22 protein-coding genes are annotated in these 24,499 nt (G+C 63.0%); 16 read left to right on the top strand and 6 right to left on the bottom strand.

Annotation, left to right across the window (positions count from 1 at the left end; genetic code table 11):
* Positions 1-85: 85 nt before the first annotated feature.
* Together yedA and rhlE1 are read left to right on the top strand one after the other, a co-directional pair.
* Positions 86-1,006 (top strand): drug/metabolite exporter YedA, encoded by a 921-nt coding sequence (gene yedA / locus QQ992_RS24785; RefSeq protein WP_286111406.1) that lies wholly within the window; start codon positions 86-88, stop codon positions 1,004-1,006.
* Positions 1,007-1,061: 55 nt separating this feature from the next.
* Complete coding sequence (rhlE1, locus tag QQ992_RS24780) at positions 1,062-2,393, top strand: RNA helicase RhlE1 (RefSeq protein WP_016712133.1); 1,332 nt, start codon at positions 1,062-1,064, stop codon at positions 2,391-2,393.
* Positions 2,394-2,530: 137 nt separating this feature from the next.
* Here the strand turns inward: rhlE1 and QQ992_RS24775 are convergent, their stop codons facing one another.
* The 3 genes from QQ992_RS24775 to pmrG all read right to left on the bottom strand — a co-directional run bounded on the left by QQ992_RS24775 (position 2,531) and on the right by pmrG (position 5,560).
* Positions 2,531-3,772, bottom strand: a complete 1,242-nt coding sequence (locus tag QQ992_RS24775; RefSeq protein WP_286111405.1) for a TIGR03862 family flavoprotein — start codon at positions 3,770-3,772, stop codon at positions 2,531-2,533.
* 148 nt (positions 3,773-3,920) lie between these two features.
* Positions 3,921-4,835 (bottom strand): histone deacetylase family protein, encoded by a 915-nt coding sequence (locus QQ992_RS24770; protein WP_286111404.1) that lies wholly within the window; start codon positions 4,833-4,835, stop codon positions 3,921-3,923.
* Positions 4,836-4,873: 38 nt separating this feature from the next.
* Positions 4,874-5,560: a lipopolysaccharide core heptose(II)-phosphate phosphatase PmrG gene (gene pmrG, locus QQ992_RS24765; RefSeq protein WP_286111403.1), complete on the bottom strand. Its 687-nt coding sequence runs from the start codon at positions 5,558-5,560 to the stop codon at positions 4,874-4,876.
* 180 nt (positions 5,561-5,740) lie between these two features.
* Between pmrG and QQ992_RS24760 the strand changes: the two genes are divergently transcribed.
* The 8 genes from QQ992_RS24760 (at position 5,741) to QQ992_RS24725 (ending at position 13,422) form a co-directional block, all read left to right on the top strand.
* Positions 5,741-6,310, top strand: a complete 570-nt coding sequence (locus QQ992_RS24760; protein ID WP_019097494.1) for a GNAT family N-acetyltransferase — start codon at positions 5,741-5,743, stop codon at positions 6,308-6,310.
* Positions 6,311-6,407: 97 nt separating this feature from the next.
* Complete coding sequence (gene tesB, locus QQ992_RS24755) at positions 6,408-7,277, top strand: acyl-CoA thioesterase II (RefSeq protein WP_201204975.1); 870 nt, start codon at positions 6,408-6,410, stop codon at positions 7,275-7,277.
* Complete coding sequence (locus QQ992_RS24750; protein ID WP_286111402.1) at positions 7,274-7,864, top strand: HAD family hydrolase; 591 nt, start codon at positions 7,274-7,276, stop codon at positions 7,862-7,864. Before tesB ends, QQ992_RS24750 begins: the two co-directional genes overlap by 4 nt.
* Before the next feature lie 229 nt (positions 7,865-8,093).
* Positions 8,094-9,104 carry a zinc-dependent alcohol dehydrogenase family protein gene (locus tag QQ992_RS24745; RefSeq protein WP_286111401.1) on the top strand — a complete coding sequence of 337 codons (1,011 nt, stop codon included), beginning with the start codon at positions 8,094-8,096 and terminating at the stop codon, positions 9,102-9,104.
* 124 nt (positions 9,105-9,228) lie between these two features.
* Positions 9,229-10,344 carry an ABC transporter substrate-binding protein gene (locus QQ992_RS24740; protein ID WP_286111400.1) on the top strand — a complete coding sequence of 372 codons (1,116 nt, stop codon included), beginning with the start codon at positions 9,229-9,231 and terminating at the stop codon, positions 10,342-10,344.
* The gene (locus QQ992_RS24735) at positions 10,341-11,402 is read left to right on the top strand and encodes a FecCD family ABC transporter permease (protein ID WP_286111399.1); all 1,062 of its coding nucleotides are present in this window, start codon (positions 10,341-10,343) and stop codon (positions 11,400-11,402) included. Before QQ992_RS24740 ends, QQ992_RS24735 begins: the two co-directional genes overlap by 4 nt.
* Entirely contained in the window at positions 11,399-12,160 is a 762-nt protein-coding gene (locus QQ992_RS24730; protein ID WP_286111397.1) for an ABC transporter ATP-binding protein, read from the top strand. Before QQ992_RS24735 ends, QQ992_RS24730 begins: the two co-directional genes overlap by 4 nt.
* A gap of 308 nt (positions 12,161-12,468) precedes the next feature.
* Complete coding sequence (locus tag QQ992_RS24725) at positions 12,469-13,422, top strand: IS110 family RNA-guided transposase (protein ID WP_119372048.1); 954 nt, start codon at positions 12,469-12,471, stop codon at positions 13,420-13,422.
* Between the two features lie 56 nt (positions 13,423-13,478).
* On the opposite strand, the gene QQ992_RS24720 is transcribed toward QQ992_RS24725, so the two are convergent.
* Positions 13,479-14,180 (bottom strand): FadR/GntR family transcriptional regulator, encoded by a 702-nt coding sequence (locus QQ992_RS24720; protein WP_019097491.1) that lies wholly within the window; start codon positions 14,178-14,180, stop codon positions 13,479-13,481.
* A 261-nt stretch (positions 14,181-14,441) separates the two neighbouring features.
* Here QQ992_RS24720 and QQ992_RS24715 point away from each other — a divergent pair, with 261 nt between their 5' ends.
* Together QQ992_RS24715 and gudD are read left to right on the top strand one after the other, a co-directional pair.
* A complete protein-coding gene (locus QQ992_RS24715; RefSeq protein WP_286111396.1) occupies positions 14,442-15,794 on the top strand; it encodes an MFS transporter in 1,353 nt (450 codons plus the stop codon).
* Between the two features lie 19 nt (positions 15,795-15,813).
* Positions 15,814-17,169: a glucarate dehydratase gene (gene gudD, locus QQ992_RS24710; RefSeq protein ID WP_286111395.1), complete on the top strand. Its 1,356-nt coding sequence runs from the start codon at positions 15,814-15,816 to the stop codon at positions 17,167-17,169.
* Positions 17,170-17,216: 47 nt separating this feature from the next.
* Here the strand turns inward: gudD and QQ992_RS24705 are convergent, their stop codons facing one another.
* Positions 17,217-18,104: a LysR family transcriptional regulator gene (locus QQ992_RS24705; RefSeq protein WP_105946203.1), complete on the bottom strand. Its 888-nt coding sequence runs from the start codon at positions 18,102-18,104 to the stop codon at positions 17,217-17,219.
* 99 nt (positions 18,105-18,203) lie between these two features.
* Here QQ992_RS24705 and QQ992_RS24700 point away from each other — a divergent pair, with 99 nt between their 5' ends.
* The 4 genes from QQ992_RS24700 (at position 18,204) to QQ992_RS24685 (ending at position 23,570) form a co-directional block, all read left to right on the top strand.
* Positions 18,204-19,148, top strand: coding sequence for a 2-hydroxyacid dehydrogenase (locus QQ992_RS24700; protein ID WP_286111392.1), 945 nt, complete (start codon positions 18,204-18,206; stop codon positions 19,146-19,148).
* Between the two features lie 119 nt (positions 19,149-19,267).
* Positions 19,268-20,611: an MFS transporter gene (locus QQ992_RS24695; RefSeq protein WP_286111391.1), complete on the top strand. Its 1,344-nt coding sequence runs from the start codon at positions 19,268-19,270 to the stop codon at positions 20,609-20,611.
* A 382-nt stretch (positions 20,612-20,993) separates the two neighbouring features.
* Positions 20,994-22,385 carry a GABA permease gene (gene gabP, locus QQ992_RS24690; RefSeq protein WP_286111390.1) on the top strand — a complete coding sequence of 464 codons (1,392 nt, stop codon included), beginning with the start codon at positions 20,994-20,996 and terminating at the stop codon, positions 22,383-22,385.
* Positions 22,386-22,529: 144 nt separating this feature from the next.
* On the top strand, positions 22,530-23,570 hold the full coding sequence (locus tag QQ992_RS24685; protein ID WP_286111389.1) for a PDDEXK nuclease domain-containing protein: 1,041 nt from the start codon (positions 22,530-22,532) through the stop codon (positions 23,568-23,570).
* A 7-nt stretch (positions 23,571-23,577) separates the two neighbouring features.
* Here the strand turns inward: QQ992_RS24685 and QQ992_RS24680 are convergent, their stop codons facing one another.
* Positions 23,578-24,447, bottom strand: coding sequence for a LysR family transcriptional regulator (locus tag QQ992_RS24680; protein WP_286111388.1), 870 nt, complete (start codon positions 24,445-24,447; stop codon positions 23,578-23,580).
* Positions 24,448-24,499 lie beyond the last annotated feature (52 nt).

Here is a 24,499-nt window from a genome sequence, read left to right as displayed (position 1 = left end):
CTCATTTGCGCCAGTTCTGTAGCGTAACTTCACAAAGGCAGGCCGTTAAACTGAGTCACCCGTAAACGGATTTCGAGTTTTTCCCATGCCTGCCGCCCGTCGTTTCCCGCTGTTGCTCATTGGTGCTTTCCTGGCCTTGTACCTGGTCTGGGGGTCTACCTACCTGTTCATTCGTATCGGCGTGGAGAGTTGGCCGCCGATGCTCATGGCCGGGGTGCGCTTCCTGATTGCCGGTGGCCTGCTGTACGGTTTTTTGCGCTGGCGTGGCGTGCCGGCACCGACCTGGCCGCAATGGCGAGCAGCGGGGGCGATCGGCTTTCTGCTGCTCAGTTGTGGCAACGGCGGTGTGACCGTGGCCGAACACGCTGGGGTGGCGTCGGGTGTGGCGGCGCTGGCAGTGGCGACAGTGCCATTGTTCACTTTGCTGTTTGGCCTGCTGTTCGGGCACCGTAATTCGAAGCTGGAGTGGGCAGGCATCGCTTTGGGGCTGGTGGGCATCGGCATGCTGAACCTGGGCTCCAACCTGCAGGCGAGCCCGATTGGTGCGGCGCTGATCATTTTCGCGGCGGCGTCGTGGGCATTCGGCTCGGTGTGGAGCAAGACCTTGCCGTTGCCCCAAGGGCCGATGGCCAGTGCTGCGGAAATGCTGGTAGGTGGTGCGGTGCTGTTGCTGGGCAGCGTGCTGTCGGGCGAGCGCATGACGCAGATGCCGACTGCCGCTGGCTGGGGGGCGTTGGCCTACCTGGTGTTCTTCGGCTCGATCCTGGCGTTCAGTGCCTACCTGTACCTGCTCAAGCATGTGCGCCCGGCTGCCGCCACCAGCTATGCCTACGTCAACCCGGCAGTGGCGGTGCTGCTGGGCATTGTCTTTGCCGGTGAACAGATTGGTGCCGAAGAGTGCGTGGCCATGGCAGTGATCATCGGTGCGGTGGTGCTGATCGGCCTGCCACAGTGGCGCAAGGCGCCCCAGCCCCCTCAGCCGTTGAAAGGCGAAATCTGCAAGTAGGCAGGGGCGATGCGGTAAACTTGCCGCCTTCGCTGAACCCCCTGACGGTATTGCCATGAATTTCGCCAAACTCGGCCTGATCGAACCGCTGCTGCGCACGCTGCAGCAGCTGGACTACACCACCCCGACCCCGGTGCAGGCCAAGGCCATCCCTGCCGTGCTGGCTGGCCGCGACCTGATGGCCGCCGCCCAGACCGGCACCGGCAAGACTGCGGGCTTTGCCTTGCCTGTGCTGCAGCGCCTGGCGCTGGAGGGTGAGAAAGTGGCCAGCAACTCGATCCGTGCGCTGGTGCTGGTGCCCACCCGCGAGCTGGCCGAGCAGGTGCACAACAACGTGCGCGAGTACGCCGAGAACCTGCCGCTGAGCACTTACGCGGTGTACGGCGGGGTCAGCATCAACCCGCAGATGATGCGCCTGCGCCGTGGCGTGGACCTGCTGGTGGCCACCCCGGGCCGCTTGCTCGACCTGTTCCGGCAAAACGCGGTGAAGTTCAACCAGGTGCAAACGCTGGTGCTGGACGAAGCCGACCGCATGCTCGACCTGGGCTTTGCCGAAGAACTGCAATCGGTGTACGCCGCGCTGCCACGCAAGCGCCAGACGTTGCTGTTTTCCGCCACCTTCTCCGACCAGATCCGCATGCTGGCGGGGCTGGCGCTGAATGACCCGCTCAGCATCGAAGTGAGCCCGCGCAATGCCACGGCCGCCAGCGTCAAGCAGTGGCTGGTGCCTGTGGATAAAAAACGCAAGGTCGACCTGTTCTGCCACTTGCTGCGCAAACAGCGCTGGAAGCAGGTGCTGGTATTTGCCAAGACCCGCAATGGCGTTGACCAGCTGGTAGAGCGCTTGCTGGCCGAGGGTGTGAATGCCGATGGTATCCACGGTGACCGGCCGCAAGCCACCCGCCAGCGCGCGCTGGACAGCTTCAAGGCCCGCGAGGTACAGGTGCTGGTGGCGACCGACGTGGCGGCCCGTGGCCTGGACATCGATGATCTTCCGCTGGTGGTCAACCTCGATTTGCCGATCGTGGCCGAGGACTACGTGCACCGAATCGGCCGTACCGGGCGAGCCGGCAACAAAGGCGAGGCGATATCGCTGGTGTGCGCGGATGAAGTGCAACTGCTGGCGGCCATCGAAGTGCTGACTCGCCAGACACTGCCGCGCCATGAAGAACCGGACTTCATCCCCGATCACCGGGTGCCGATGACCGACGCCACGGGCCAGGTGATCAAGAAGCCGAAGAAGCCCAAGAAGCCGAAAGAGAACAGCGCCAAGCGTGGGCTGGGACGGTGGATGGACAGCACTGAAGCGGGTAATGCGGAGCCGGCGGTGAAGGCAGTGCGCAAGGTGCCAAGCTTCAACGGTGGGCCGCGTAAGCGTAAGCCTTGAGATTTTTGGGGCCGCTGTGCGGCCCATCGCGACACAAGGCCGCTCCTACAGGTCCAGTGCAAGCCCCAGGCATTGTGCGGGCCCTGTAGGAGCGGCCTTGTGTCGCGAAAGGGCTGCAAAGCAGCCCCGGCATTCTGTCAGGAACCCCGCAAAACCCAATCCGCCGCCGCCCGCCCGGCGCGCAAGCCACTGGCAAAGCACGCCGTCAGCAAATACCCCCCGGTCGGCGCCTCCCAGTCGAGCATCTCGCCGGCACAGAACACCCCCGGCATGCCCTTGACCATCAACCCCTCATCCAGCCCCTCGAAACGCACCCCGCCGGCACTGCTGATCGCTTCATCCAGCGGCCGCGTACGCACCAGTGTGATCGGCAATGCCTTGATCGCCCGGGCCAGCGCCTGCGGGTCGGCAAAGGTCGCCTGATCGGTCAGCTCGCGCAGCAGCGCAGCCTTCACCCCATCAATCCCCAACTGGCTGTGCAAGTGTTTGGCCATGGAGCGCGAGCCGCGTGGCTTGGCCAGTGCCAGGGCAATCTTGTCCACAGGCTTGTCCGGCAGCAGGTCGAGCAACAGCAGCCCACGGCTTTCGCGATTGATGGCCTCGCGCACCGGTGCCGACCAGGCATACACCAGGCTGCCTTCCACCCCTTGCGCGGTAAGGATGAACTCCCCCTTGCGCGGTGCGCTGCCCGGAACGCTGAGGGCGATGTTCTTCAGCGGTGCGCCCGCGAACTTGTCCTTGAGCAGCGCACTCCAGCCCTCAACTTCAAAACCGCAGTTACTCGGCTGCAAAGGCGAGATATCCACAGCCCGTTCGGCCAGCAGCGGTTGCCAGCTGCCGTTGGAGCCCAATCGCGCCCAGCTGCCACCGCCCAGCGCCAGCACCACGACCGCAGCTTTCACCGCGCGCTCGCCCTGTGGATAAGCAATCCGCAAGGCGCCATCCGCGTCCCAGCCCAGCCAGCGGTGTCGGGTGTGGATAACTACCCCGGCGTCGCGCAGGCGCTTGAGCCAGGCACGCAGCAGTGGCGCGGCTTTCATGTCGGTGGGGAACACCCGGCCCGAGGTGCCGACGAAGGTCTCGATGCCCAAACCGTGAATCCACTGGCGCAAGGCGTCGGCATCGAAGTCGCGCAGCAGCGCATCAATTTCGCCCTGACGCCCGGCATAGCGGGAAACGAAGGCCGGGTAGGGCTCGGAGTGGGTGATGTTCATGCCGCCAACACCCGCCAGCAGGAACTTGCGGCCCACGGACGGCATGGCATCGAACACCTCGACCGCCAGGCCCGCCTGGGCCAGTGCTTCGGCGGCCATCAGGCCGGCAGGGCCGCCACCGATGACGACAGCGAGGGGAGAAGGGGCGGGGTTGAGATCGGGCATGGTGGGCAGCAGGCTGTGGAAAAGAGGCGCATTCTAGCGCAGCGCTGCCCATGGAAGCACTGGTCAAAAAATAATCAGTGTTCTGCAGGCCTTGCCCGCAAAGGGCTACAGCGCCTTTCCCGCAGGTTATCCACAAGCGGTTCCACAGTCATTGTGAACAACCGATGACCCGTGCCGCGCTGTGGTGAAGAATGCCATGGCGTTTGGCCAAGGCCTCGCGGTCCTTGCTGTAGCCGCCGCCGATCACACCCACCACCGGGATATCGCGGCCCAGGCAATGGCGCAGCACTGCTTCGTCACGGGCAGCAACGCCAGCGTCGGTCAGTTGCAGGTAACCCAGCGCGTCGTCCTTGTGCACATCGACGCCAGCGTCATACAGCACCAGGTCGGGTTGGTAGAGGGGCAGCAGGTAGTTGAGGGCGTCGTCCACCACCTTCAGGTAGGCTGCGTCGCCCATGCCGCGTGGCAGGGGAATGTCCCAATCGCTTTGTGCCTTGCGCGCCGGGAAGTTTTGTTCGCAATGCAGCGACACGGTGATGGCCTCGGGTGTGTCGTGCAGAATGCGCGCGGTGCCGTCGCCCTGGTGCACATCGCAGTCGAAGATCAGCACCCGGTGTACCCGGCCAGCCTCCAGCAGGTAGCGGCTGATCACGGCCAGGTCGTTGAAAATGCAGAAGCCGGCGGGGTGGTCGTAATGGGCGTGGTGGGTGCCGCCAGCGAGGTGGCAGGCAATGCCGTGCTGCAGCGCCATTTCGGCGGTCAGCAGCGAGCCACCTACGGCGCGTACGGTGCGCCGGGCCAGGGCTTCGCTCCAGGGCAGGCCTAGGCGGCGCTGGTCCTCGCGGGACAGTTCGCCGTTCATGTAGCGTTCGATGTAGCTGCGGTCGTGGGCCAGGGCGAGGATGTCGTTGGGGCAGATGTCCGGGCGCAGCAGGGCCTGATCAGTGGTCAGCCCGCTGTCGACCAGGTGGTCGTGCAGCAGGCGGAACTTGTCCATCGGGAAGCGGTGTTCGGCGGGGAACTCCGGGCTGTAGTCTTCGTGGTAGATCAGCGGCAGCGGCATGGGGTGTTCGCAATCGGGGCCAGTGCTGATCTTGCCAGTTATCGCCCTGCGCTGGCCAATACGCGTTGCCAGTCCGGCGCGTTAAGGCGCCCGAGGATACGCGCCTTGCCGTTGCCATCCACCGACACGAACAGGGCGCTGGCATAGCCGCTTTCACGCTCGCCACCCACAACGTTCTGCTGGCGGGCGAAATGGTCGATGCAGCCGTTGTGGGTCACAAGCACCAGGTTATGCCCGGGCCGTTTATGGGCCAATGCCTCACTGGCGAATTGCTTGTCGCAACCTTCCAGCCAGTCTTCGCTGGCCACCGCTTGGCCGAGGATGAAGTGCGCGGTTTGCCGGGTACGTAGTTTCGGGCTGCTGAGCAGGTCGGCATCGTCCAGGCCCAACTGGTGCAGCCCTTGGCCAACGCGGCCAGCGGCCTGGCTCCCGGCCACGGTGATGCCGGTGGGGTCGTCCAGGCAGGGGCCGGGCGCGCTGTCGCAGCGTTCGGCGTGGCGGATCATCACGATCACTGCGCCATCGGCCCAATCCTGCAGTAGGCCGCTGTCACTCAGTTGTTGCTCGTTGCCAAGGTCCACGATGTGCGTCCTCGTCGCCAGCCAGGTGGTCAACGCCGCCACGACCATGCACAGGCCAAGGGCGGCACCGAGGGCTTTGCGGGACAGGCGTCGCTTGCGCCGGGCGTGGATGGCAGGGTGCCCCAGGGTATTGCTCGATAGCATGCATTGCTCCAATTGGCATGGCCGCGCCTGGCGCAGCAGTAATGGCGGCATCCTGCCAAGCGCCCTGTCGGGAGGCAGTGAAGGGCATGTGAAAATTGCATTCGGCTGATGACGGCTGGGTGAAACCTGCGCCCGCGCCTACGCTGTAAACTGCAACACGGCAAAACCGGAGCAGGCCCGATGACCCCCATTCTTGAACTGGAAAGCGCACGGCTGGTGCTGCGCCAATGGCATGACGACGACCTGCGCGAGTTCGCCGCGCTGTGTGCAGACCCCCAGGTAATGCGCTACTTCCCGGCGCCGCTGACACGCCTTGAAGCGGCTGCACTGATTGGCCGCGTGCGTGGGCACTTCAACGAATACGGTTTTGGTTTATGGGCGCTGGAGCGCAAGGACAGCGGTGCGTTCATCGGCATGACCGGGTTGTTGCATGTCGGCTTCGATGCCGATTTTGCGCCGGCTGTAGAGATTGGTTGGCGCCTGGCACGGCGGCACTGGGGCCTGGGTTTCGCCAGCGAGGCGGCGTGGACCTGCCTGCGTTGTGCTTTCGCCCAATTGCGCCTGGAAGAGGTGGTGTCGTTCACTAGCGAGAGCAACCTGCCGTCGCAGAAGGTGATGCAGGCCATTGGCATGCAGCAGGACCTGAACGGCAGCTTCGAACACCCCCGCCTGCCCGAGGGCCACCCGCTGCGCCCGCATGTGCTGTACCGCATCGACCGCGCGCACTGGGAAAAGACCCTGCGTGCCTGAATGCACGGCCATGCCCGGCGCGAATGACAAACCCTGTATCATTTGCCCTTATCAAAGAGCGCTGTAGAGACGTGTTGCCTTGCGAGGAGAACCCCCAATGAGTCATGTGTTGGACGACCTGGTCGACCTGTTGAGCCTCGAATCCATCGAGGAGAACCTGTTCCGTGGACGCAGCCAGGACCTGGGCTTCCGCCAGCTGTACGGTGGGCAAGTGCTGGGCCAGTCCTTGTCGGCGGCCAGCCAGACGGTCGAGGACGCTCGCCATGTGCATTCGTTGCACGGCTACTTCCTGCGCCCGGGCGATGCCAGCCTGCCGGTGGTGTACTCGGTTGACCGCGTGCGCGATGGCGGCAGCTTCAGCACCCGGCGGGTGACGGCGATTCAGAAGGGCCAGACCATCTTCACCTGCAGCGCGTCGTTCCAGTACGACGAGGAAGGTTTCGAGCACCAGGCGCAGATGCCAGACGTGGTCGGCCCGGAAAACCTGCCCACCGAGGTGGAGCTGGCCCGCGCCATGGCCGACCAGCTGCCAGAACGCATTCGCGACAAGGTGCTGTGCGCCAAGCCGATCGAAATTCGCCCGGTCACCGAGCGCGACCCGTTCAACCCCAAGCCTGGCGACCCGGTGAAGTACGCCTGGTTCCGCGCCGACGGCAACCTGCCCGACGTACCTGCCCTGCACAAATACATGCTGGCCTACGCCTCGGACTTCGGCCTGCTGACCACTTCGCTGTTACCGCATGGCAAATCGGTGTGGCAGCGCGACATGCAGATCGCCAGCCTTGATCATTCGCTGTGGTTCCATGGCAACCTGCGTGCCGACGAGTGGCTGCTGTACGCCACCGACAGCCCATGGGCCGGTAATTCCCGCGGTTTCTGCCGTGGCAGCATCTTCAACCAGGCCGGGCAACTGGTGGCATCGTCGAGCCAGGAAGGCCTGATTCGCCACCGTAAGGACTGGGCATGAGCCTGGGCGAGGTACGCAACTGGGTGTTCGACATGGACGGCACCCTGACCGTGGCCGTGCATGACTTTGCCGCCATTCGTGTGGCGTTGGATATCCCGGCCGAGGACGACATCCTTACCCATCTGGCAGCCTTACCGGCAGACATAGCTGCAGCCAAGCATGCCTGGTTGCTGGAGCACGAGCGCGACCTGGCGCTTGCTTCCACGGCGGCCACCGGAGCGGTGGAGCTGGTGCGTGAGCTGGCCGAGCGTGGTTGCCGGCTGGGTATTCTCACCCGCAATGCACGAGAGCTGGCGCATGTGACGCTGGAGGCCATCGGCCTGGCGGACTGCTTCCCGGTTGAGCACATTCTGGGACGTGACGAGGCCGCACCCAAGCCGAGCCCGGATGGGTTGCTGAAGATTGCCAGTGCCTGGGGCGTGGCGCCGAGCGAGCTGGTGATGGTGGGGGATTACCGGTTCGACCTGGACTGCGGGCGGGCGGCTGGGGCGCGGACAGTGCTGGTGAATTTGCCGGATAACCCATGGCCGGAGCTGGTGGATTGGCATGCGGCCGATTGCCGGGCATTGAAGGTGATGCTGGGCTGAACCCATCTCGGGCGGCCTACGCAGGCTCTTGTAGGAGCGGCCTTGTGTCGCGAAAGGGCTGCGAAGCAGCCCCAGGATTTCTGCCTCACAGCAAGATCGCCGGGGCTGCTTCGCAGCCCTTTCGCGACACAAGGCCGCTCCTACAGGAGTCCGCGTAGCCTTTGAAACCAATAGTGCCCTACCTGTCTATGCTGAACCCCACTCTTTCCCCTGATACGGAGACCCACCCATGACCAGCAAAGCCATCTACGTACAACCCGGCGGCGGCTACGACAAGGTCGAGGTCGGCACCCGCGAGGCTGCCGCGCCCGAGGCCGGCGAGATCACCGTGCGCTTGCACGCCAGCTCCCTCAACTACCACGACTTCGCCGTGGTCAGCGGCATGTGGGGCCCGAGCGAGCGGCGCATCCCCATGGCCGATGGCGCCGGCGAAGTGGTCGCGGTCGGGGCTGGTGTCACCGAGTTCCAGGTTGGCGACCACGTGGTCAGCACCTTTTTCCCCGACTGGCTCGACGGCCAGGCCAATGTCGAAGGCTTTGCCAGAGTGCCCGGCGACGGCATCGATGGTTATGCCCGTGAACAGGTCACTGCCCGCGCTACCGCGTTCACCCTGGCACCCAATGGCTTCAGCCACGCCGAGGCGGCTACGCTGACTACAGCCGGCCTTACCGCCTGGCGTGCGTTGATGAGCGATGACCACCTCAAGCCAGGCGACACGGTGCTGGTACAGGGCACGGGTGGCGTGTCGATCTTCGCCCTGCAGTTCGCCAAGCTGGCCGGCGCCACGGTAATCGCCACCTCGTCCAGCGATGCCAAGCTGGAGCGCCTCAAGGCCCTGGGTGCCGATCACCTGATCAATTACAAGAGCACTCCGGCCTGGGGCGAAAAAGTGCGCGAGCTGACCGGTAATCGCGGCGTCGATCATGTGATTGAAGTGGGCGGCCCGGCGACGTTGGAGCAGTCGATGATTGCCGCACGCATTGGTGGGCATGTGTCGCTGATCGGCATCCTCACCGGTGTGGCGGGGCAGTTGCCGCTGGTACAGGCCCTGGTGCGGCAAATTCGCCTGCAAGGTGTGCTGGTGGGCAGCCGTGCGCAGCAACAGGCGATGGTGCGGGCAATCGATGCCAACGGTCTGCGGCCAGTGGTGGACAAGCACTTCGAGCTGGAGCAGATCGTCGAGGCGTTCCGTTACCAGGAAAGCAACCGGCATTTCGGCAAGATTTGCCTGACCTGGTGAGGTGAGCTGGCCGGATGTAACGGCCACGCTACAAGCCACTACATTCGCGCACATCGGCAGCACAGGGCGGCTGGCTAGAATGCCCCGCTCTGTTGCAATTGATTCTCTTCAAGAGGATGCCCCGATGTGTTTGCTCCCCCGTTTCTGGCGGCGTGTGCTGCCTGCCTTGTTGCTGTTGGCGTCCTGCCTCGGCTTCACCCAACCCGCCAGTGCCGTGCAAGTGACCGACGTACTTGGGCGCAAGGTCGAAGTCGATCACGCACCACAGCGCATCGTGCTCGGCGAAGGGCGGCTGTTTTTTGCCCTGGCCTTGCTCGACCGTGACAACCCGTTCCAGCGGGTGGTCGGCTGGCAGAACGACATGCGCCTGCTCGACCCGCACACCTACGAGGTGTACGCGCAAAGGTACCCGCAAATTGCCAAGCTGCCGCTGATCGGCCAGGCCTCCGAGCAGAGCGTCAGCGCCGAGCAGATTCTGGCGCTCAAGCCCGATTTGGCAATCTTCAGCATTGCCGGCGAAGGCCCGACCCAGCACAGCCCGGTGGCCGACTTGCTGGAAAAGGCCGGGGTGCCGGTGCTGTTCATCGACTTCCGCGTGCACCCGATCCGCAATACCCGGGTCAGCATGGAGGCGCTCGGTAGCTTGCTTGGGCGTGAACAGCAGGCGCAGGAGTACCTTGGCCTGTACGACCGCCACCTGAAGCGGGTGACTGACGGCGTGGCGGGGATCAAGGAAAGTGAGCGGCCCAAGGTATTCCTCGAACTGCTGGCCGGCGTATGGCAGGCGCCGGGGCACACCACCGGCAAGAGCGGCCTGGGCAGCGTGGTCGAAGCAGTGGGTGGGCATAACATTGGTGCCGACGTGGTGCCTGGTGCGCTGGGCGATGTCAGTGTCGAGTACGTGTTGCAGGCCGACCCGGACGTGTACATCGCCACCGGCAACCGCGCACCGGGTGTGCTGCTGGGTGCCGGTGTACCCATCGACACTGCACGGCAGAGCCTGGCGAAGATTACCGCCCGCCCCGAGTTCGCCCCGCTGCGGCCGATCCAGGCGGGCCAGGCGCATGGCCTGTGGCATGACTTCTACAACTCGCCGTTCAATATCCTGGCGGTCGAAGCCATGGCCCGCTGGGTACACCCGGAACGCTTCAAGGACGTGGACCCGCAAGCCACCCTGGGTGAAATCAATCGCCTGCTCAAGGTAGGCCTGGACGGCCAGTACTGGGTCGACGCCAAGTGACGGCGTTGGCCCAGGAAGGCGCGGCGCTCGCGGCCTGGCATTACCGCCGCCTGCTTTGGCGGCGGGCTTTGCTGGTGTTCACGCTGGCGCTGTTGTTGCTGTTGTCGGTGCTGGGCGACCTGGCCAGCGGTGCCTCGGGCATGGGCCTGGGGCAATTGCTGCATGGCATGTTCGACCCGGCGACGCTGAGCGCCACCGAGCGAGTGATCATCTGGAACGTGCGCCTGCCGTACTCGCTGATGGCGGTGTTGGTGGGGGCAGCCTTGGCCCTTGCCGGTGCCGAGATGCAGGCGATCCTCGACAACCCGTTAGCCAGCCCGTTTACCCTGGGGGTGTCGTCGTCTGCGGCACTGGGGGCCTCGCTGGCGATTGCCTACCCGCTGGGCATCGCCTGGCTGGCACCCAGCGCCCAGGTGACGGTGATGGCGTTCGCCTTCGCTTGCCTGTCAGTGGTGTTGCTGCAAGCCATGTCCCGCTTGCGCGGGGCGGGCGTGGAAAGCCTGGTGCTGTTCGGCATCGCCCTGGTGTTCAGCTGTAACGCGCTGGTCTCGTTGCTACAACTGCTGGCCACCGAGGACGTGTTGCAGCAACTGGTGTTCTGGACCCTGGGCAGCCTGGCCCGGGCCGACTGGCAGAAGCTCGGTATCCTGGCATTGGTGCTGGTGTTGTTGCTGCCGTTCTCGCTAAGGGCGGCGCCAGCGATGACCTTGCTGCGCATGGGGGAGGACCGCGCACGCAGCTTCGGCGTGGACACCCGGCGCCTGCGTTTTGCATCGCTGTTGCGCATCAGCTTGTTGTCGGCGACGGCCGTGGCGTTTGTCGGCACCATCGGATTCGTTGGCCTGGTCGGGCCGCATATCGCCCGCTTGCTGGTAGGCGAGGACCAGCGTTTTCTGCTACCGGCCAGTGCGTTGGTTGGGGCGTTGATGCTGTCGCTGTCGTCGCTGGCCAGCAAGGCGATCTTGCCGGGGGTGATCGTGCCGGTGGGCATCGTGACCGCTCTGGTCGGTGTGCCGGTGTTCGTGGTGTTGGTGTTCCGCCGGGGGAGAAGGTTGTGAGCCTGTTGATCGAGGGGGTATCGGTGGCTTACGGCGCGCGGCAGATATTGCATGGGGTGAGCCTGCCGGCGCTGCCGGCCGGTAGCCTGGTGGCGCTGGTCGGGCCCAATGGCGCGGGCAAGTCCACGCTGCTGCGTGCCTTGGCAGGGCTGGAGCGGATGCGCGGCGGCTTGAGCCTGGACGGGCAGGACGTGACGCGGCTGGGTTTTGCCGAGCGCTCGCGGCGCTTGGCCTACATGCCTCAGCAATTGCCGCCCGGCATTGCCTTGGGCGTGCTGGAAAGCATTGTGGCGGCCTTGCGCGTGAGTGGTTGCGACGACCTGCTGGGAAGCGCCTACGAGGCCTTGCGCCAGTTGGGTATCGAGGGGTTGGCCGAGCGCTCGCTGGACAGCCTGTCTGGGGGGCAGCGGCAGTTGGTGGCGCTGGCGCAACTGATGGCGCGCAATCCGCAGGTGCTGTTGCTGGACGAGCCGACCAGTGCGCTGGACCTGCATTATCAGTTGCGGGTGATGGAGGCGGTGCGCGAGCGGGTGCAGGCGCACCGGTTGTTGGCGGTGGCCGTGCTGCACGACATCAACCTCGCGGCGAGTCATGCCGACTGGCTGGTGGTGTTGCGTGAGGGGAGGGTGGTGGCCTGTGGGGCACCTGGGGATGTGCTGCAGCCGGGATTGCTGGCTGAGGTGTATGGCGTGGAGGCGCGGGTGGAGGCTTGCTCGCAGGGGCGATTGCAGGTGCTGGTGGATCGGGCGTTGGCCTGATTTTTTGCTGGTATACGGTTCCTTGTGGGAGCGGGCTTGTCCCGCGAACACCGGCGAAGCCGGTGCCATGCACCGCGTAGCCCCATTCGCGGGACAAGCCCGCTTGTATGGTTAGACTTGAAGGGGTGGTGGGACTAAATGCCCGATTCTGACTGCTCGCATCAGTACAGACCGTGGGAGACATCGCCCCACCCCTTCCACCAAAGCGCCGATAAAGAATGCATCGTTTACAAGCGACGATAGAAGCAAGCCAGCGCCTCTTGGTGAAACCCCTTCAAGCCGAAAAACCATAGCGTGAGGAGTCGCCCATGGCAATGCAGGTAGGCAAGCTGATTGTGGGTGCGGATGTCGCAAAAGCTGAGCTGGTTATCCATCACGATGACCGTGATGAGATCGTCAGACTGAAAAATTCCAAACCCGAAATCAAAAAATGGTTGAAGCAGCAACCGCTGAACACCGCTATCGCGGTTGAGGCGACCAATGTTTATCACCTGGACTTGGTTGAGCTGGCCCATAGCTTGGGTTTCGAGGTTTATGTCATCGATGGTTTCCAACTGAGTAACTACCGGAAAAGTGTTGGAGGACGGGTTAAAACCGACCCTTCCGATGCTCGGTTGCTGTCCCGATTTCTGAGAAACGAAGGGGAGGATCTTCGTCCCTGGAGCCCGCCTCCCGCTGTCTACGGCAAGCTTCAGAGCCTGCTTCGTCGCAGAGCAGCCTTGGTAAGTGCTCGCACTGCAATGACTCAGAGCTGGGCTAATGAAGGCCTCTTGAAGGCTGCGTTCAGTACCTTCGTGAAATCGATAGATCGGCTGGAGCTGTTGATCCAAAAGAAGATTAAGGAAGTGCTGCGAGAAGCTGGATTGCACGAGCAAGTCGCTCGCTGCCAGGCAGTAGAGGGTATTGGTTTTCTAACCGCCACAGCGCTGGTAATGGCTTTTATGAGGGGTGAGTTCAAGAGCAGTGACGCGTACATCGCATTCTTGGGAATGGATCTACGAGTCAGTGACTCTGGGCAGAAAAGTGGGCAACGTCGCCTCACTAAGCGCGGTTGCTCAGAAATCCGTCGTTTGTTGCATAACGCAGCGATGGCCGCCAGCAAGTCACCCGTTTGGAAAGGGGACTATGAGCGGCATCGGAACAATGGAAAGGCAACGACCCAAGCATTGGTAATCCTCGCCAGGAAGCTCGCACGGGTGGCATTCGCCCTGATGAAAAATCAGGACGAATACATCACCAAAGGAGCCAAAACAGCTTGCTGAAAACCATAGAATCTCCCACAATGACCGCATCAGGCCTGATGGCAGTGTGCTTCCTGTCAGTCCGGCAACAGCCGATCACGGCTGTTGGACAGGTGCAGGCAAATCGCCGCCCGCGCTGCATCCGGGTCTTGCCGGCGGATGGCATTGAGCACGGCCTCATGCTCCAGGTTCGCCAGGTAAGCCTGCCGCGCCAGCTTCGCCCCGCCGCGTTCTGCCAGCGCCATGCGGTTGCGCGGGATCAGGCTGTTGCCCAGTTGCAGCAGCATCTCGGTGAAGTACAGGTTACCGGTGGCCTCGGCAATCAGCAGGTGGAAGCGCCGGTCCGCTTCGATGCAGCTGTCGCCGGCCGCCGCCAGGTCCTGGTAGTCATCCAGTGCCTGGCGCATGCGAGCCAGGTGCCCCTCGTCACGGCGCAGTGCGGCCAGAGCAGCGGCCTGGCCTTCCAGGCCAATGCGCAGCTCCAGCAGGTCGCGCACATTGGCTGCGCTCTCCGCGCCGATGCGCAGCCCCGCCTGTGGCTGGCGCTCCATCACGAAGGTACCGATACCGTGGCGCGGCTCCACCAGCCCCGAGGCCTGCAATTTCGACAAGGCTTCACGCACCACCGTGCGGCTGACGCCATGCTCGCGCACCAGGGTGTTCTCCGAGGGCAATTTGTCCCCAGGCCTGAAGGTGCCCAACAAAATCTGTTGGGTCAGGCTGGAGACCAGGTCATGGGCGCGGCTATGGCCGCGTTTGTGCGTGTGTTCGGGTTCCATGGTGTGAGCCACTTCTTGTTGTACTTGTACGACAAGTTAAACCATAAAAATATTTTTTGCCGTTTTTTCCTGTTGCCAATCCCGCGCGTAGTCGCAGTGTTTTTTCAAGATCGCAGCAAATTGTCATTGTGACAGCTTGTATTTTGCGTATTTGCCGACTTTGTTGATCTTGTCGTACAACCTCGCTGGGCATATGCTCATCCCCACTGCCATGTCAGACAACCCAGACCCGCACAAAAACAATTAGTGGGAGATTCACAAGTGAACGACACCCTCGCTCCGTCTGCGCGGACTGAAGGCGACGCGTTGGCCAGTGCCGTGGCCAAGGTCAAGCGCCACGTCCTGCCGCTGTTCGTCATCATGTTCATCGTCAACTACCTCGACCGCGTCAATATCGGTTTCATCCGCCCGCACCTGGAAAGCGACCTGGGCATCAGTGCCGCAGCTTATGGTTTTGGTGCCGGCTTGTTCTTCATTGGCTACGCCTTGTTCGAAGTGCCTTCGAACATGTTGCTGCAGAAGGTGGGCGCGCGGCTTTGGCTGACGCGCATCATGTTCACCTGGGGGCTGGTGGCCACGGCCATGGCCTTTGTGCAGAACGAAACCCAGTTCTACGTGCTGCGCTTTTTGCTGGGTGTTGCCGAAGCGGGCTTCTTCCCCGGTGTGATCTACTACTTCACCCGCTGGCTGCCAGGTGCGGAGCGCGGCAAGGCGATTGCCATCTTCCTCAGCGGCTCGGCGCTGGCCTCGCTGATTTCCGGGCCGCTGGCCGGTGCGCTGATGCAGATTCAGGGCCTGGGTATGCATGGCTGGCAGTGGATGCTGTTCATCGAAGGCATGGCCTCGGTGGTGCTGTGCTTCTTCGTATTCTTCTGGCTGGATTCCAAACCACAGGATGCCAAGTGGTTGAGCCAGGCCGAGCAAGATGCGCTCGTAGCTACCATCGACCGAGAGCAGCGAGAGCGCGAAGCGGTGGGGGCGGTCAAACCCTCGGCCTGGAGCCTGTTGAAGGACCGCCAGATCGTGCTGTTCTGCCTCATCTACTTCTGCATCCAGCTGACGATCTACGCTGCCACTTTCTGGTTGCCGAGCATCATCAAGCGCATGGGTGACCTCAGCGACTTGCAGGTCGGCTTCTTCAACTCGATCCCGTGGCTGATCTCGATCCTGGCCATGTATGCCTTCGCGGCCGGCTCTGCACGCTGGAAGTTCCAGCAGGCGTGGGTGGCCGGGGCGCTGGTGGTCGCCGCCATCGGCATGTTCATGTCCACCACCGGAGGGCCGGTGTTTGCCTTCGTGGCCGTGTGCTTTGCAGCCATCGGGTTCAAGTCGGCGTCGTCGCTGTTCTGGCCGATTCCACAGGGTTACCTGGACGCCCGCATCGCCGCGGCCGTGATCGCCCTGATCAACTCGGTCGGCAACCTCGGCGGCTTCGTCGCCCCCACCACCTTTGGTTTTCTCGAGCAGCAGACCGGCTCGATCCAGGGCGGGCTGTACGGCCTGGCGGTAACTTCGGTGCTGGCGGCCATTGCCATCTTCTTTGTACGCACTCGCCCAAAGGGCGCCCCTTCTGACGACCTCAAGGCCGGTTCGGCCCTGGGCCAGACCCACTGATGACTGCGAGACAACAACCATGAATATGCAGACCAATCCCGCCGTTCACACCAGCACCCCGGTGGTCACCGACCTGCGCGTGATCCCCGTGGCTGGCCACGACAGCATGCTGCTCAACCTCAGTGGCGCCCATGGCCCGTTCTTTACCCGCAACGTAGTGGTGCTGCGCGACAGCGCTGGCAACACCGGGCTGGGTGAAGTGCCGGGTGGGGAAAAAATTCGGCAAACCCTGGAAGACGCCCGCAGCCTGGTGGTCGGCCAGCCGATCGGCCATTACCAGCGCGTGCTCAATGCCATGCGCCAGACCTTCGCCAACCGCGACTCGGCGGGGCGCGGGCTGCAAACCTTCGACCTGCGCATTACCGTGCATGCGGTAACGGCCATTGAATCGGCACTGCTCGACCTGCTCGGCCAACACCTCAACGTGCCGATGGCGGCATTGCTGGGTGAAGGGCAGCAACGCGATGCCGTGAAGATGCTGGGTTACCTGTTCTACATCGGCGACCGCCAGCAGACCGACCTGGCCTACCGCAACGAAGCCGATGCCGATGATGACTGGTTCCGCGTGCGCCACGAAAAGGCCCTGACCCCGGAAGCAGTGGTGCGCCTGGCCGAGGCCGCCAAGGCGCGTTATGGCTTCAGTGACTTCAAGCTCAAGGGCGGTGTACTGCGGGGAGAAGAAGAGATGGAGGCGGTAACGGCCCTGGCCGAGCGCTTCCCCGAAGCCCGTATCACCCTTGACCCGAACGGTGCCTGGTCGTTGAAGGAAGCCATTGCCCTGTGCCGCGACAAGCACGATGTGCTGGCTTACGCCGAAGACCCGTGCGGTGCCGAGAACGGTTACTCGGGCCGCGAGGTGATGGCCGAGTTCCGCCGCGCCACCGGCTTGCCGACCGCCACCAACATGATCGCCACCGACTGGCGGCAGATGGGCCATGCAATCCAGTTGCAGTCGGTGGACATCCCGCTGGCCGACCCGCACTTCTGGACCTTGCAGGGGTCGGTACGGGTGGCGCAGATGTGCAATGACTGGGGGCTGACCTGGGGTTCGCATTCGAACAACCACTTCGACATTTCGCTGGCGATGTTCACCCAGGTGGCGGCTGCGGCGCCGGGTGAGATCACCGCGATCGACACCCACTGGATCTGGCAGGATGGCCAGCGCCTGACCCGTGAGCCGCTGCGCATTGTCGACGGGCATGTGCGAGTACCGGCACGGCCGGGGCTGGGGGTGGAGCTGGATGAGGATCAGCTGGCCAAGGCGCATGAGTGCTACCGCAACATGGGCCTGGGCGCGCGGGATGACAGCGTGGCGATGCAGTTCCTGATTCCGGGGTGGAGCTTCGATAACAAGCGGCCTTGCCTGGTGCGTTAAAGCTGTCGGCCTCTTCGCGGGCTTGCCCGCGAAGAGGCCATCACCATTTATCCTGCTTCAAAGAAGGCCCGCGCCATTTCTACGAATGCCCCCAGCACCGGATTGGGGTTATCCCGGCAGTACGCCAAAAATATCTCCGCCTGCTGCTCCATCCCCACCAGCGGCCTGAACACCACCTGTTCCAGGCGCAGCGCCTGCGCCGAGGCCGGTACCACTGCACACCCCAACCCCACATTGACCAGGCCCAGAATAGAATGCGTCTGCCCCAGCTGGTGCAGGTACTTCGGCTGCACTTCATGCCGGGCAAACAGGTTGGCGATGCGGTCATGGAAGTAGCGCCCTTCGTTGGCGCTGTACATCACGAACGGCTGCTCATCGAAATCGCTTGGCCTGATCCGCTCGCGCGGTGCCAGCGCATGCCCGGCGGGCAGGGCGGCGACGAAGGGTTCGCGGTGAATCGGCAGGTACTCCACGCGCGCACTGGGCAGCACCTGGCGCACCAGGCCGACATCGATCAGCCCGGCTTCCAGGTCGTGCACCTGGGTACTGGAAACCCGTTCGCTGAGCACCAGTTCGATATCCGGCAGCGTCTGCCCGGCATGCACCAGCAAGCGCGGAATCATGCTGTAGGCCCCCACCGCCGTGAAGCCCAGGGTCAGCCGGCCTGCCTCGCCATGGGCGATGCGCCGTGCCGAGTGGCTGGCCGAGTCGGCGATTTGCAGGATGCGCCGGGCGTCTTCAAGAAAGCTCTGGCCGGCCAGGGTCAGCCGCGCCTGGCGGTTGTTACGCTCGAGCAGCAGTACACCCAGGGAATGTTCCAGCAGTTGTATCTGCCGGCTCAAGGGTGGCTGGGTCATGTGCAGGCGGGTCGCGGCACGGCCGAAATGCAGCTCTTCGGCAACGGCCACGAAGCAGCGCAACTGGTGCAGCTCCATGATTCAATTCCTGAATTATTCGATCCAGTATCTATATTAGACCTGTATCAATTGCAGGCCTAGCATCGAGTCATGTCTTCGAACTGCCGGATGCTCAACATGAACGAAAACGCCATCGAAGTGCTGCTGACCCAGCCAGTCCCCGAGGCCATCGATGCCCAGCTGGTCAGCGCTTATCAGGTGCATCGCCTGTATCAACAACGTGACCCGCAACAGCTGATCAACGACGTTGGCCCACGCATTCGCGGTGTGGTCACTGGCGGTGCCAAAGGGCTGTCCAATGCGCTGATGGATCAGCTGCCCGCGCTGGAGATCATCGCCATCAGCGGCATCGGTACCGACGCGGTGGACCTTCGCCATGCAGCCAGCCGCGGCATCCATGTCACCACAACACCGGGTGTGCTCACCGCCGATGTGGCTGACCTGGCGATGGGCCTGATCATCGACACCTTGCGCCGTTTGGGCGAGGGCGAACGGCTGGTGCGCGATGGCTTGTGGGGCAAGGTCGAGCTGCCGCTGGCGCGGCGGGTCAGTGGCAGCGACCTGGGCATTGTCGGGCTTGGCCAGGTGGGCAAGGCGATTGCCCGGCGTGCGGCGGCATTCGACATGCGCATTGCCTACAACGGGCGGCGTGAACAGCCGGAAACGGGCTACCGCTATGAGGCTGACCTGGTCGAGCTGGCGCGGTCGGTGGATGTACTGGTGGTCGCTGCCTCCGCCGATGGCGGGCAGGTGTTGGTAACGGCCGAGGTGCTGGAGGCACTGGGGCCGAATGGTTACCTGATCAACGTGGCGCGCGGCAAGTTGGTGGATGAAGACGCGCTGGTCGAGGCATTGCGCGAGCAGCGTATCGCAGGCGCCGGGCTGGACGTGTTCGTCGATGAGCCGCAGGTGCCGCCGGCCTTGCGGGACCTCAACCAGGTCAGCCTTCAGCCGCACCGGGGCAGTGCCACGTTGCAGACCCGGTTGGAGATGGGGGGCATGGTTTTAAGCAATCTGGAGGCCTGCTTCCGGGGTGAGGTGCCGCCGAATCGGGTGGTTTAGCTCAAGGGCCTCTTCGAGGGCACGCCCGCGAAGAGGCCAGTACAGGCAACAAAAGGCCCAAGGGCCACACCTTCTCTTCACAAGAACAATCGCTTCCATCGAGAAGCAAGAGGGTCCACATGAACAGCAAATCCGCCGTCGCCGCACCGCAGGCCGTGGCCGGGATCGGTCGCCATCGCTTCCTGGTCCTGGCACTGATCTTCGTCATCACCGTCATCAACTACGCCGACCGCGCCACCTTGTCGATCACCGGCACCGAGGTGCTCAAGGACCTCGGCCTGGACCCGGTCATGCTGGGCATGATCTTTTCCGCGTTCGCCTGGGCCTACGCGCTGGGCCAGGTGCCCGGGGGCTGGTTGCTCGACCGCTTCGGTGCCCGCCGCGTGTATGGCATCAGCCTGATCCTCTGGTCGCTGTTCACGCTGCTGCAAGGGACTGTCGGCTGGATGGGGTTGGCCGGTGTGTCCGCTGCGGTCGCACTGTTTTCCATGCGTTTCATGCTGGGCCTGGTGGAGTCGCCTGCGTTCCCGGCCAACTCGCGCATCGTCAGTTGCTGGTTCCCCACCCGTGAGCGTGGAACCGCCTCGGCGCTGTTCAACTCGGCGCAGTACATGGCTGTGGTGGTGTTTGCCCCACTGATGGCGTGGATGACCCATACGCTGAGTTGGGAGCAGGTGTTCATCTGGATGGGGGTGTTGGGGCTGGTACTGAGCGTGGTGTGGTTCCGCCTGTACCACGAACCGCACAGCGCGCCAGGCTTGAGCCGCGAAGAGCTGGATTACATGCGTGAAGGCGGCGCCCTGGTCGACCTGGAAAAGGAACGTAAAGCGACCAAAAGCAAACCGACCCGTGCCGAAGTGATGCAACTGTTCACCAGCCGCAACCTGTGGGCGGTGTACCTGGGCCAGTACTGCATCACAGCGCTCACCTACTTCTTCATCACCTGGTTCCCGATCTACCTGATCAAGGGCCGTGGCATGACCATCATGGAGGCGGGCTGGGTGGCTGCGTTGCCGGCCATCTGTGGCTTCACGGGCGGCATCCTTGGCGGGTTCGTGTCCGATTGGCTGATCCGTCGTGGCGTGCATCCGTCCAGGGCGCGCAAGACCCCGTTCATCATCGGCATGGCGCTGTCCACCAGCCTGGTGCTGGCCAACTACATGGATAGCAACGCGGCGGTGATTGCCATGATGACCCTGGCCTTCTTCGGCAAGGGCCTGGCGGCGGTAGGTTGGGCGGTGCTGTCGGATGTGGCGCCGAAGAAGATGGTTGGCCTGTGCGGCGGTGTGTTCAATGGCATCGGCAACATCGCCGGTATCGTCACCCCGCTGGTGATCGGTTATGTGGTGGCCAGCACCGGCTCGTTCCATAACGCACTCTGGTTCGTGGCCGCCCATGGCGTGCTGGGGATCCTCGCTTACCTGTTGCTGGCCCGACGCTTCGAGCGCACCGGGCAGGCGTAGGCAGACGCCTTGGCAACAGAGGCCTCGGGAGACCGGGGCTTTTTTGTGGGCGCTCGAACGTGGCCAGACCAGTTGGCACATTCAAATGAAAAACAAAAGCTTCAGACGGCCCGATGACGCGATCGGGCATGCCGTTCGCGACATCTGGCGTGAATGGAATTGCCCTGTCGTGATCGAACAGTTCCGGGGCGTTCTCGTGTAATTTCCCACAGCCTTAGGGGGCTTAAATGAAGCCCGAACCGCAATGACACCTTGCTCTGTGATGCGTGCCAAAGATCAACAACAGCGCGCGAGCAACCTGTCGACTTATTGATTTGAAAGGAGATATTTTCGCCTACGCCTGCCCGTCCATCCTTGTGTCAGCAAAAAGAGAACAACATCAATGAACACCGTGGGATCTGATGGCAACCTTGCACAAGGTTTCAAGCCACGTCATGTAACGATGCTGTCCATCGCCGGCATCATCGGCGCCGGACTTTTCGTAGGCTCTGGCCATGCCATCGCGGCGGCCGGGCCAGCTACCATAATTTCCTATTTCGTGGCCGGGACCCTGGTGGTTCTGGTTATGCGCATGCTCGGCGAAATGGCCGTGGCACACCCAGACACCGGATCGTTTTCCACCTATGCCGACCAGGCCATCGGCCGTTGGGCCGGCTACACCATCGGCTGGTTGTACTGGTGGTTCTGGGTGTTGGTGATCCCTATCGAAGCGCTGGCCGCAGGGCATGTTTTGAACGCCTGGTTCCCGCAGGTGGACAGCTGGATCTTCGCCCTGGCCTCGGTACTGCTGCTGGCCGGCACCAACCTGTTCAGCGTGGCCAAGTACGGTGAGTTCGAGTTCTGGTTCGCCATCCTCAAGGTAACGGCGATTCTGGGTTTCATCGGCCTGGGCTTTGCCGCGCTGATGGGCTGGCTGCCTAACCGCGAGGTCAGCGGCCTGAGCAGCCTGATGGCCGAGCACGGCGGCTTTACGCCGAAGGGCTGGTCGGCAGTGGTGGGTGCGTTCATTACCGTGATGTTCAGCTTCATCGGCACCGAGGCGGTGACCATCGCCGCGTCCGAGTCCAGCGACCCGTCGCGCAACATCGCCAAGGCCACCCGCTCGGTGATCTGGCGTATCAGCACGTTCTACATCCTGTCGATCTTCGTGATCATCTCGGTGGTGCCATGGAACGACCCGCAACTGGCCGTGGTGGGCTCGTACCAGCGTGCGCTGGAAATCATGAACATCCCCAATGCGGCGTTCATGGTCGACCTGGTTGTGCTGGTGGCCGTGACCAGCTGCATGAACTCGTCGATCTACATTGCTTCGCGGATGATGTACTCGCTGGCCAAGCGCGGTGATGCCCCGGCCTTCCTCAACAAGACCTCCAGGGTTGGCGTACCGCGTGCTGCAGTGTTTGGCAGCACCCTGATCGGCGCGGCCATCGCCATCCTCAACTACTTCGCGCCGAAGGGCGTGTTCGAGTTCCTGCTGGCCAGCTCTGGCGCCATCGCCCTGCTGGTGTACATGGTCATCGCCATCTCGCAGCTGCGCATGCGCCGCCGCCTGGAGCGGGAGAACACCGAGCTGAAGTTCCGTATGTGGCTGTTCCCGTACCTGACCTGGGCGGTGATCATCTTCATCGCCGGGGCGCTGGCGGTGATGATGTACACGCCCGAGCACCGGGCGGAAGTGAGTTCGACATTGGGCCTGGCGATCGTGATTTCCTTCCTGGGGATCGTGACTTCGCGCGGCCATACGCAACCGGTGGGGGCGCGTTCGATGGGGTGATTGAGTTCACCTGGCAGTAAGGCAAAGGGCACCTGTGGATGGGTGCCCTTTGTTTTTTTGAAACACTTGTTTGGCGCCGCTAGCGGTTGGAAGGCGGCTTACCAGGCGTAGACTTCCTGTCGAATTCATAAAGGGAGTCGAGGCATGAGCGCAGAACAACAATCCCAAGCGTCGACGGCCCTTCCTTCGGTCAAGGATGACCGGTTCGAGGAAGTGCTCGGGTTAATCAGGGACGCGAGGCAACGTGCGGTGCAGGCGGTCAACACGCAGTTGATCGAATTGTACTGGCAGGTGGGGGCCTACATCAGTCGCAAGCTGGAGAAGGCTGAATGGGGGGATTCGGTGGTCAGTCAGCTGGCCGTTCATCTTGCTCGAACGCAGCCTGGGTTGCGTGGGTTCACGCGTGCAAACTTGTTCCGGATGCGGCAGTTTTATGATCTATATCGAGCTGATGAGAAAGTCGCACCACTGGTGCGACAATTGTCCTGGAGCCACAACCTCATCATTCTTGGGCAGTGCAAGCAGCATGATGAGCGTGAGTTTTATGTACGCATGGCCGTACAGGAGCATTGGTCACGTCGTGAGCTCGAGCGCCGACTGAAAGCTGCTTTGTATGAGCGCAGCATCACCAGCCCTGCGAAAGCCACAGCAACGCTGAGACAAAGTTATCCTGAGGCCATGGAGGTTTTCCGAGATGCCTACATGGTCGAGTTCCTTGATCTGCCTGGAGTCCATGCTGAAGCAGATCTGCATTGCGCACTGATGGATCGGTTGAAGGCGTTCCTGAATGAGCTGGGCCGGGATTTCTGCTTCGTTGGGTCTCAATACCCGCTCCAGGTCGGCGGCCGGGACTTCGCACTTGACCTGCTGTTCTTCCATCGCGGCCTCAACTGCCTGGTAGCGATCGAGCTGAAAGTTGGCCGCTTCGAACCTGAGTACCTTGGCAAGCTCGATTTCTATCTGGAGGCACTGGATCGCAACGAGCGCAAGCCTCATGAAAACCCCGCCATTGGCGTGTTGCTATGCGCCAGCAGGGACGATGAGGTGGTCGAGTACGCGCTGAATCGCAGTTTGTCTCCAGCATTGATTGCAGAGTATCAAACGCGCCTGCCGGACAAGGCGTTGCTGCAAGCCAAGCTGCATGAGTTCTATGCATTGGGCGCTACCGCGCAAGAGGACGCCTGAGCATCGGTCATGCACCGCATTTCACGCCTTCCACATAGCGCTTCACCGCCGGTGCTTTTTCGAAACGCCTGTGAAGCAGGCTGAGCCAAGAGCTGGCCTGGCAATCGACGATACGCCGGTAGTTCACCTGTGGCAGGTTGATGCGCTGCACCACCGACTCCGGGACCACTGCGATACCTTGCCCGAGCGATACCAGCGTAATCACCGCCACCAGGCTGCCGGGCTGCGGACCAAGCCGGGGAACGAACCCACCCTGCGTCGCCACTTCCAGGGTGCCGGAAATCTGCTCCGGCAGGATGAAGGTTTCATTGGCCAGGCGCGCGGCCGGAACTTGTGGCACTTCGTTGATGCGTGAGCTGGCGGGCAGGGCGAGAACAAAGCCTTCCTGATGCAACGCGATGGCATCAAGTTCTTCCGGCAGCTCCATTGGCGAGCGCACATAGGCCAGGTCGAGCAGGCCATCGCGAACCATGCCGGGCAATTCGGCCATGGGCAGTTCGCGGATGTTCAGGCGCACGCCGGGACAGGTTTCGCTGTAGCGGGCGACTTGCTGCTGGAGCATGCCAGAGTAGGCGGCTGAAGCCACATAGCCCAGTTCGATGCGCCCGCTTTCACCACGGGCGGCCCGTTGTGCGCCCAATTGTGCGGCGTCGAACTGGCGCACGGCGTGCTCGGCCTCGATCAACAAGGCTTGGCCGGCAGCGGTCAGGTTGACCTCGCGCTGGTTGCGCTCGAACAGGCGCACGCCCAGCTCGCGCTCCATGTCCTGGATCTGCCGGCTGAGGGTAGGCGGGGCGATGCCCAGTTGCTCGGCGGCCCGGGTGAAATGGCCGTGGCGGGCAACGCAGAGAAAATAGCGGAAATGGCGGATTTCCATGGGTGTTACCTACAGGGTAATGACGCAGGCCGCCTGGGCTAACAAGGCCTGG

The organism is Pseudomonas kurunegalensis (genome assembly GCF_030291635.1).
Classification (GTDB): domain Bacteria; phylum Pseudomonadota; class Gammaproteobacteria; order Pseudomonadales; family Pseudomonadaceae; genus Aquipseudomonas; species Aquipseudomonas monteilii.
This window is presented reverse-complemented; position numbering and strand designations above follow the sequence as displayed.

What these genes read in the sequence shown, in the direction of transcription:
- QQ992_RS24720 (WP_019097491.1), bottom strand. Translation starts at nt 14,180, where the DNA reads ATGGAACCCGAACACACGCACAAACGCGGCCATAGCCGCGCCCATGAC.
- QQ992_RS24680 (WP_286111388.1), bottom strand. Translation starts at nt 24,447, where the DNA reads ATGGAAATCCGCCATTTCCGCTATTTTCTCTGCGTTGCCCGCCACGGC.
- yedA (WP_286111406.1), top strand. Translation starts at nt 86, where the DNA reads ATGCCTGCCGCCCGTCGTTTCCCGCTGTTGCTCATTGGTGCTTTCCTG.
- QQ992_RS24725 (WP_119372048.1), top strand. Translation starts at nt 12,469, where the DNA reads ATGGCAATGCAGGTAGGCAAGCTGATTGTGGGTGCGGATGTCGCAAAA.
- QQ992_RS24740 (WP_286111400.1), top strand. Translation starts at nt 9,229, where the DNA reads ATGTGTTTGCTCCCCCGTTTCTGGCGGCGTGTGCTGCCTGCCTTGTTG.
- pmrG (WP_286111403.1), bottom strand. Translation starts at nt 5,560, where the DNA reads ATGCTATCGAGCAATACCCTGGGGCACCCTGCCATCCACGCCCGGCGC.
- QQ992_RS24700 (WP_286111392.1), top strand. Translation starts at nt 18,204, where the DNA reads ATGAACGAAAACGCCATCGAAGTGCTGCTGACCCAGCCAGTCCCCGAG.
- QQ992_RS24760 (WP_019097494.1), top strand. Translation starts at nt 5,741, where the DNA reads ATGACCCCCATTCTTGAACTGGAAAGCGCACGGCTGGTGCTGCGCCAA.
- QQ992_RS24750 (WP_286111402.1), top strand. Translation starts at nt 7,274, where the DNA reads ATGAGCCTGGGCGAGGTACGCAACTGGGTGTTCGACATGGACGGCACC.
- tesB (WP_201204975.1), top strand. Translation starts at nt 6,408, where the DNA reads ATGAGTCATGTGTTGGACGACCTGGTCGACCTGTTGAGCCTCGAATCC.
- rhlE1 (WP_016712133.1), top strand. Translation starts at nt 1,062, where the DNA reads ATGAATTTCGCCAAACTCGGCCTGATCGAACCGCTGCTGCGCACGCTG.
- QQ992_RS24685 (WP_286111389.1), top strand. Translation starts at nt 22,530, where the DNA reads ATGAGCGCAGAACAACAATCCCAAGCGTCGACGGCCCTTCCTTCGGTC.
- QQ992_RS24745 (WP_286111401.1), top strand. Translation starts at nt 8,094, where the DNA reads ATGACCAGCAAAGCCATCTACGTACAACCCGGCGGCGGCTACGACAAG.
- QQ992_RS24770 (WP_286111404.1), bottom strand. Translation starts at nt 4,835, where the DNA reads ATGCCGCTGCCGCTGATCTACCACGAAGACTACAGCCCGGAGTTCCCC.
- gabP (WP_286111390.1), top strand. Translation starts at nt 20,994, where the DNA reads ATGAACACCGTGGGATCTGATGGCAACCTTGCACAAGGTTTCAAGCCA.
- gudD (WP_286111395.1), top strand. Translation starts at nt 15,814, where the DNA reads ATGAATATGCAGACCAATCCCGCCGTTCACACCAGCACCCCGGTGGTC.
- QQ992_RS24775 (WP_286111405.1), bottom strand. Translation starts at nt 3,772, where the DNA reads ATGCCCGATCTCAACCCCGCCCCTTCTCCCCTCGCTGTCGTCATCGGT.
- QQ992_RS24695 (WP_286111391.1), top strand. Translation starts at nt 19,268, where the DNA reads ATGAACAGCAAATCCGCCGTCGCCGCACCGCAGGCCGTGGCCGGGATC.
- QQ992_RS24705 (WP_105946203.1), bottom strand. Translation starts at nt 18,104, where the DNA reads ATGGAGCTGCACCAGTTGCGCTGCTTCGTGGCCGTTGCCGAAGAGCTG.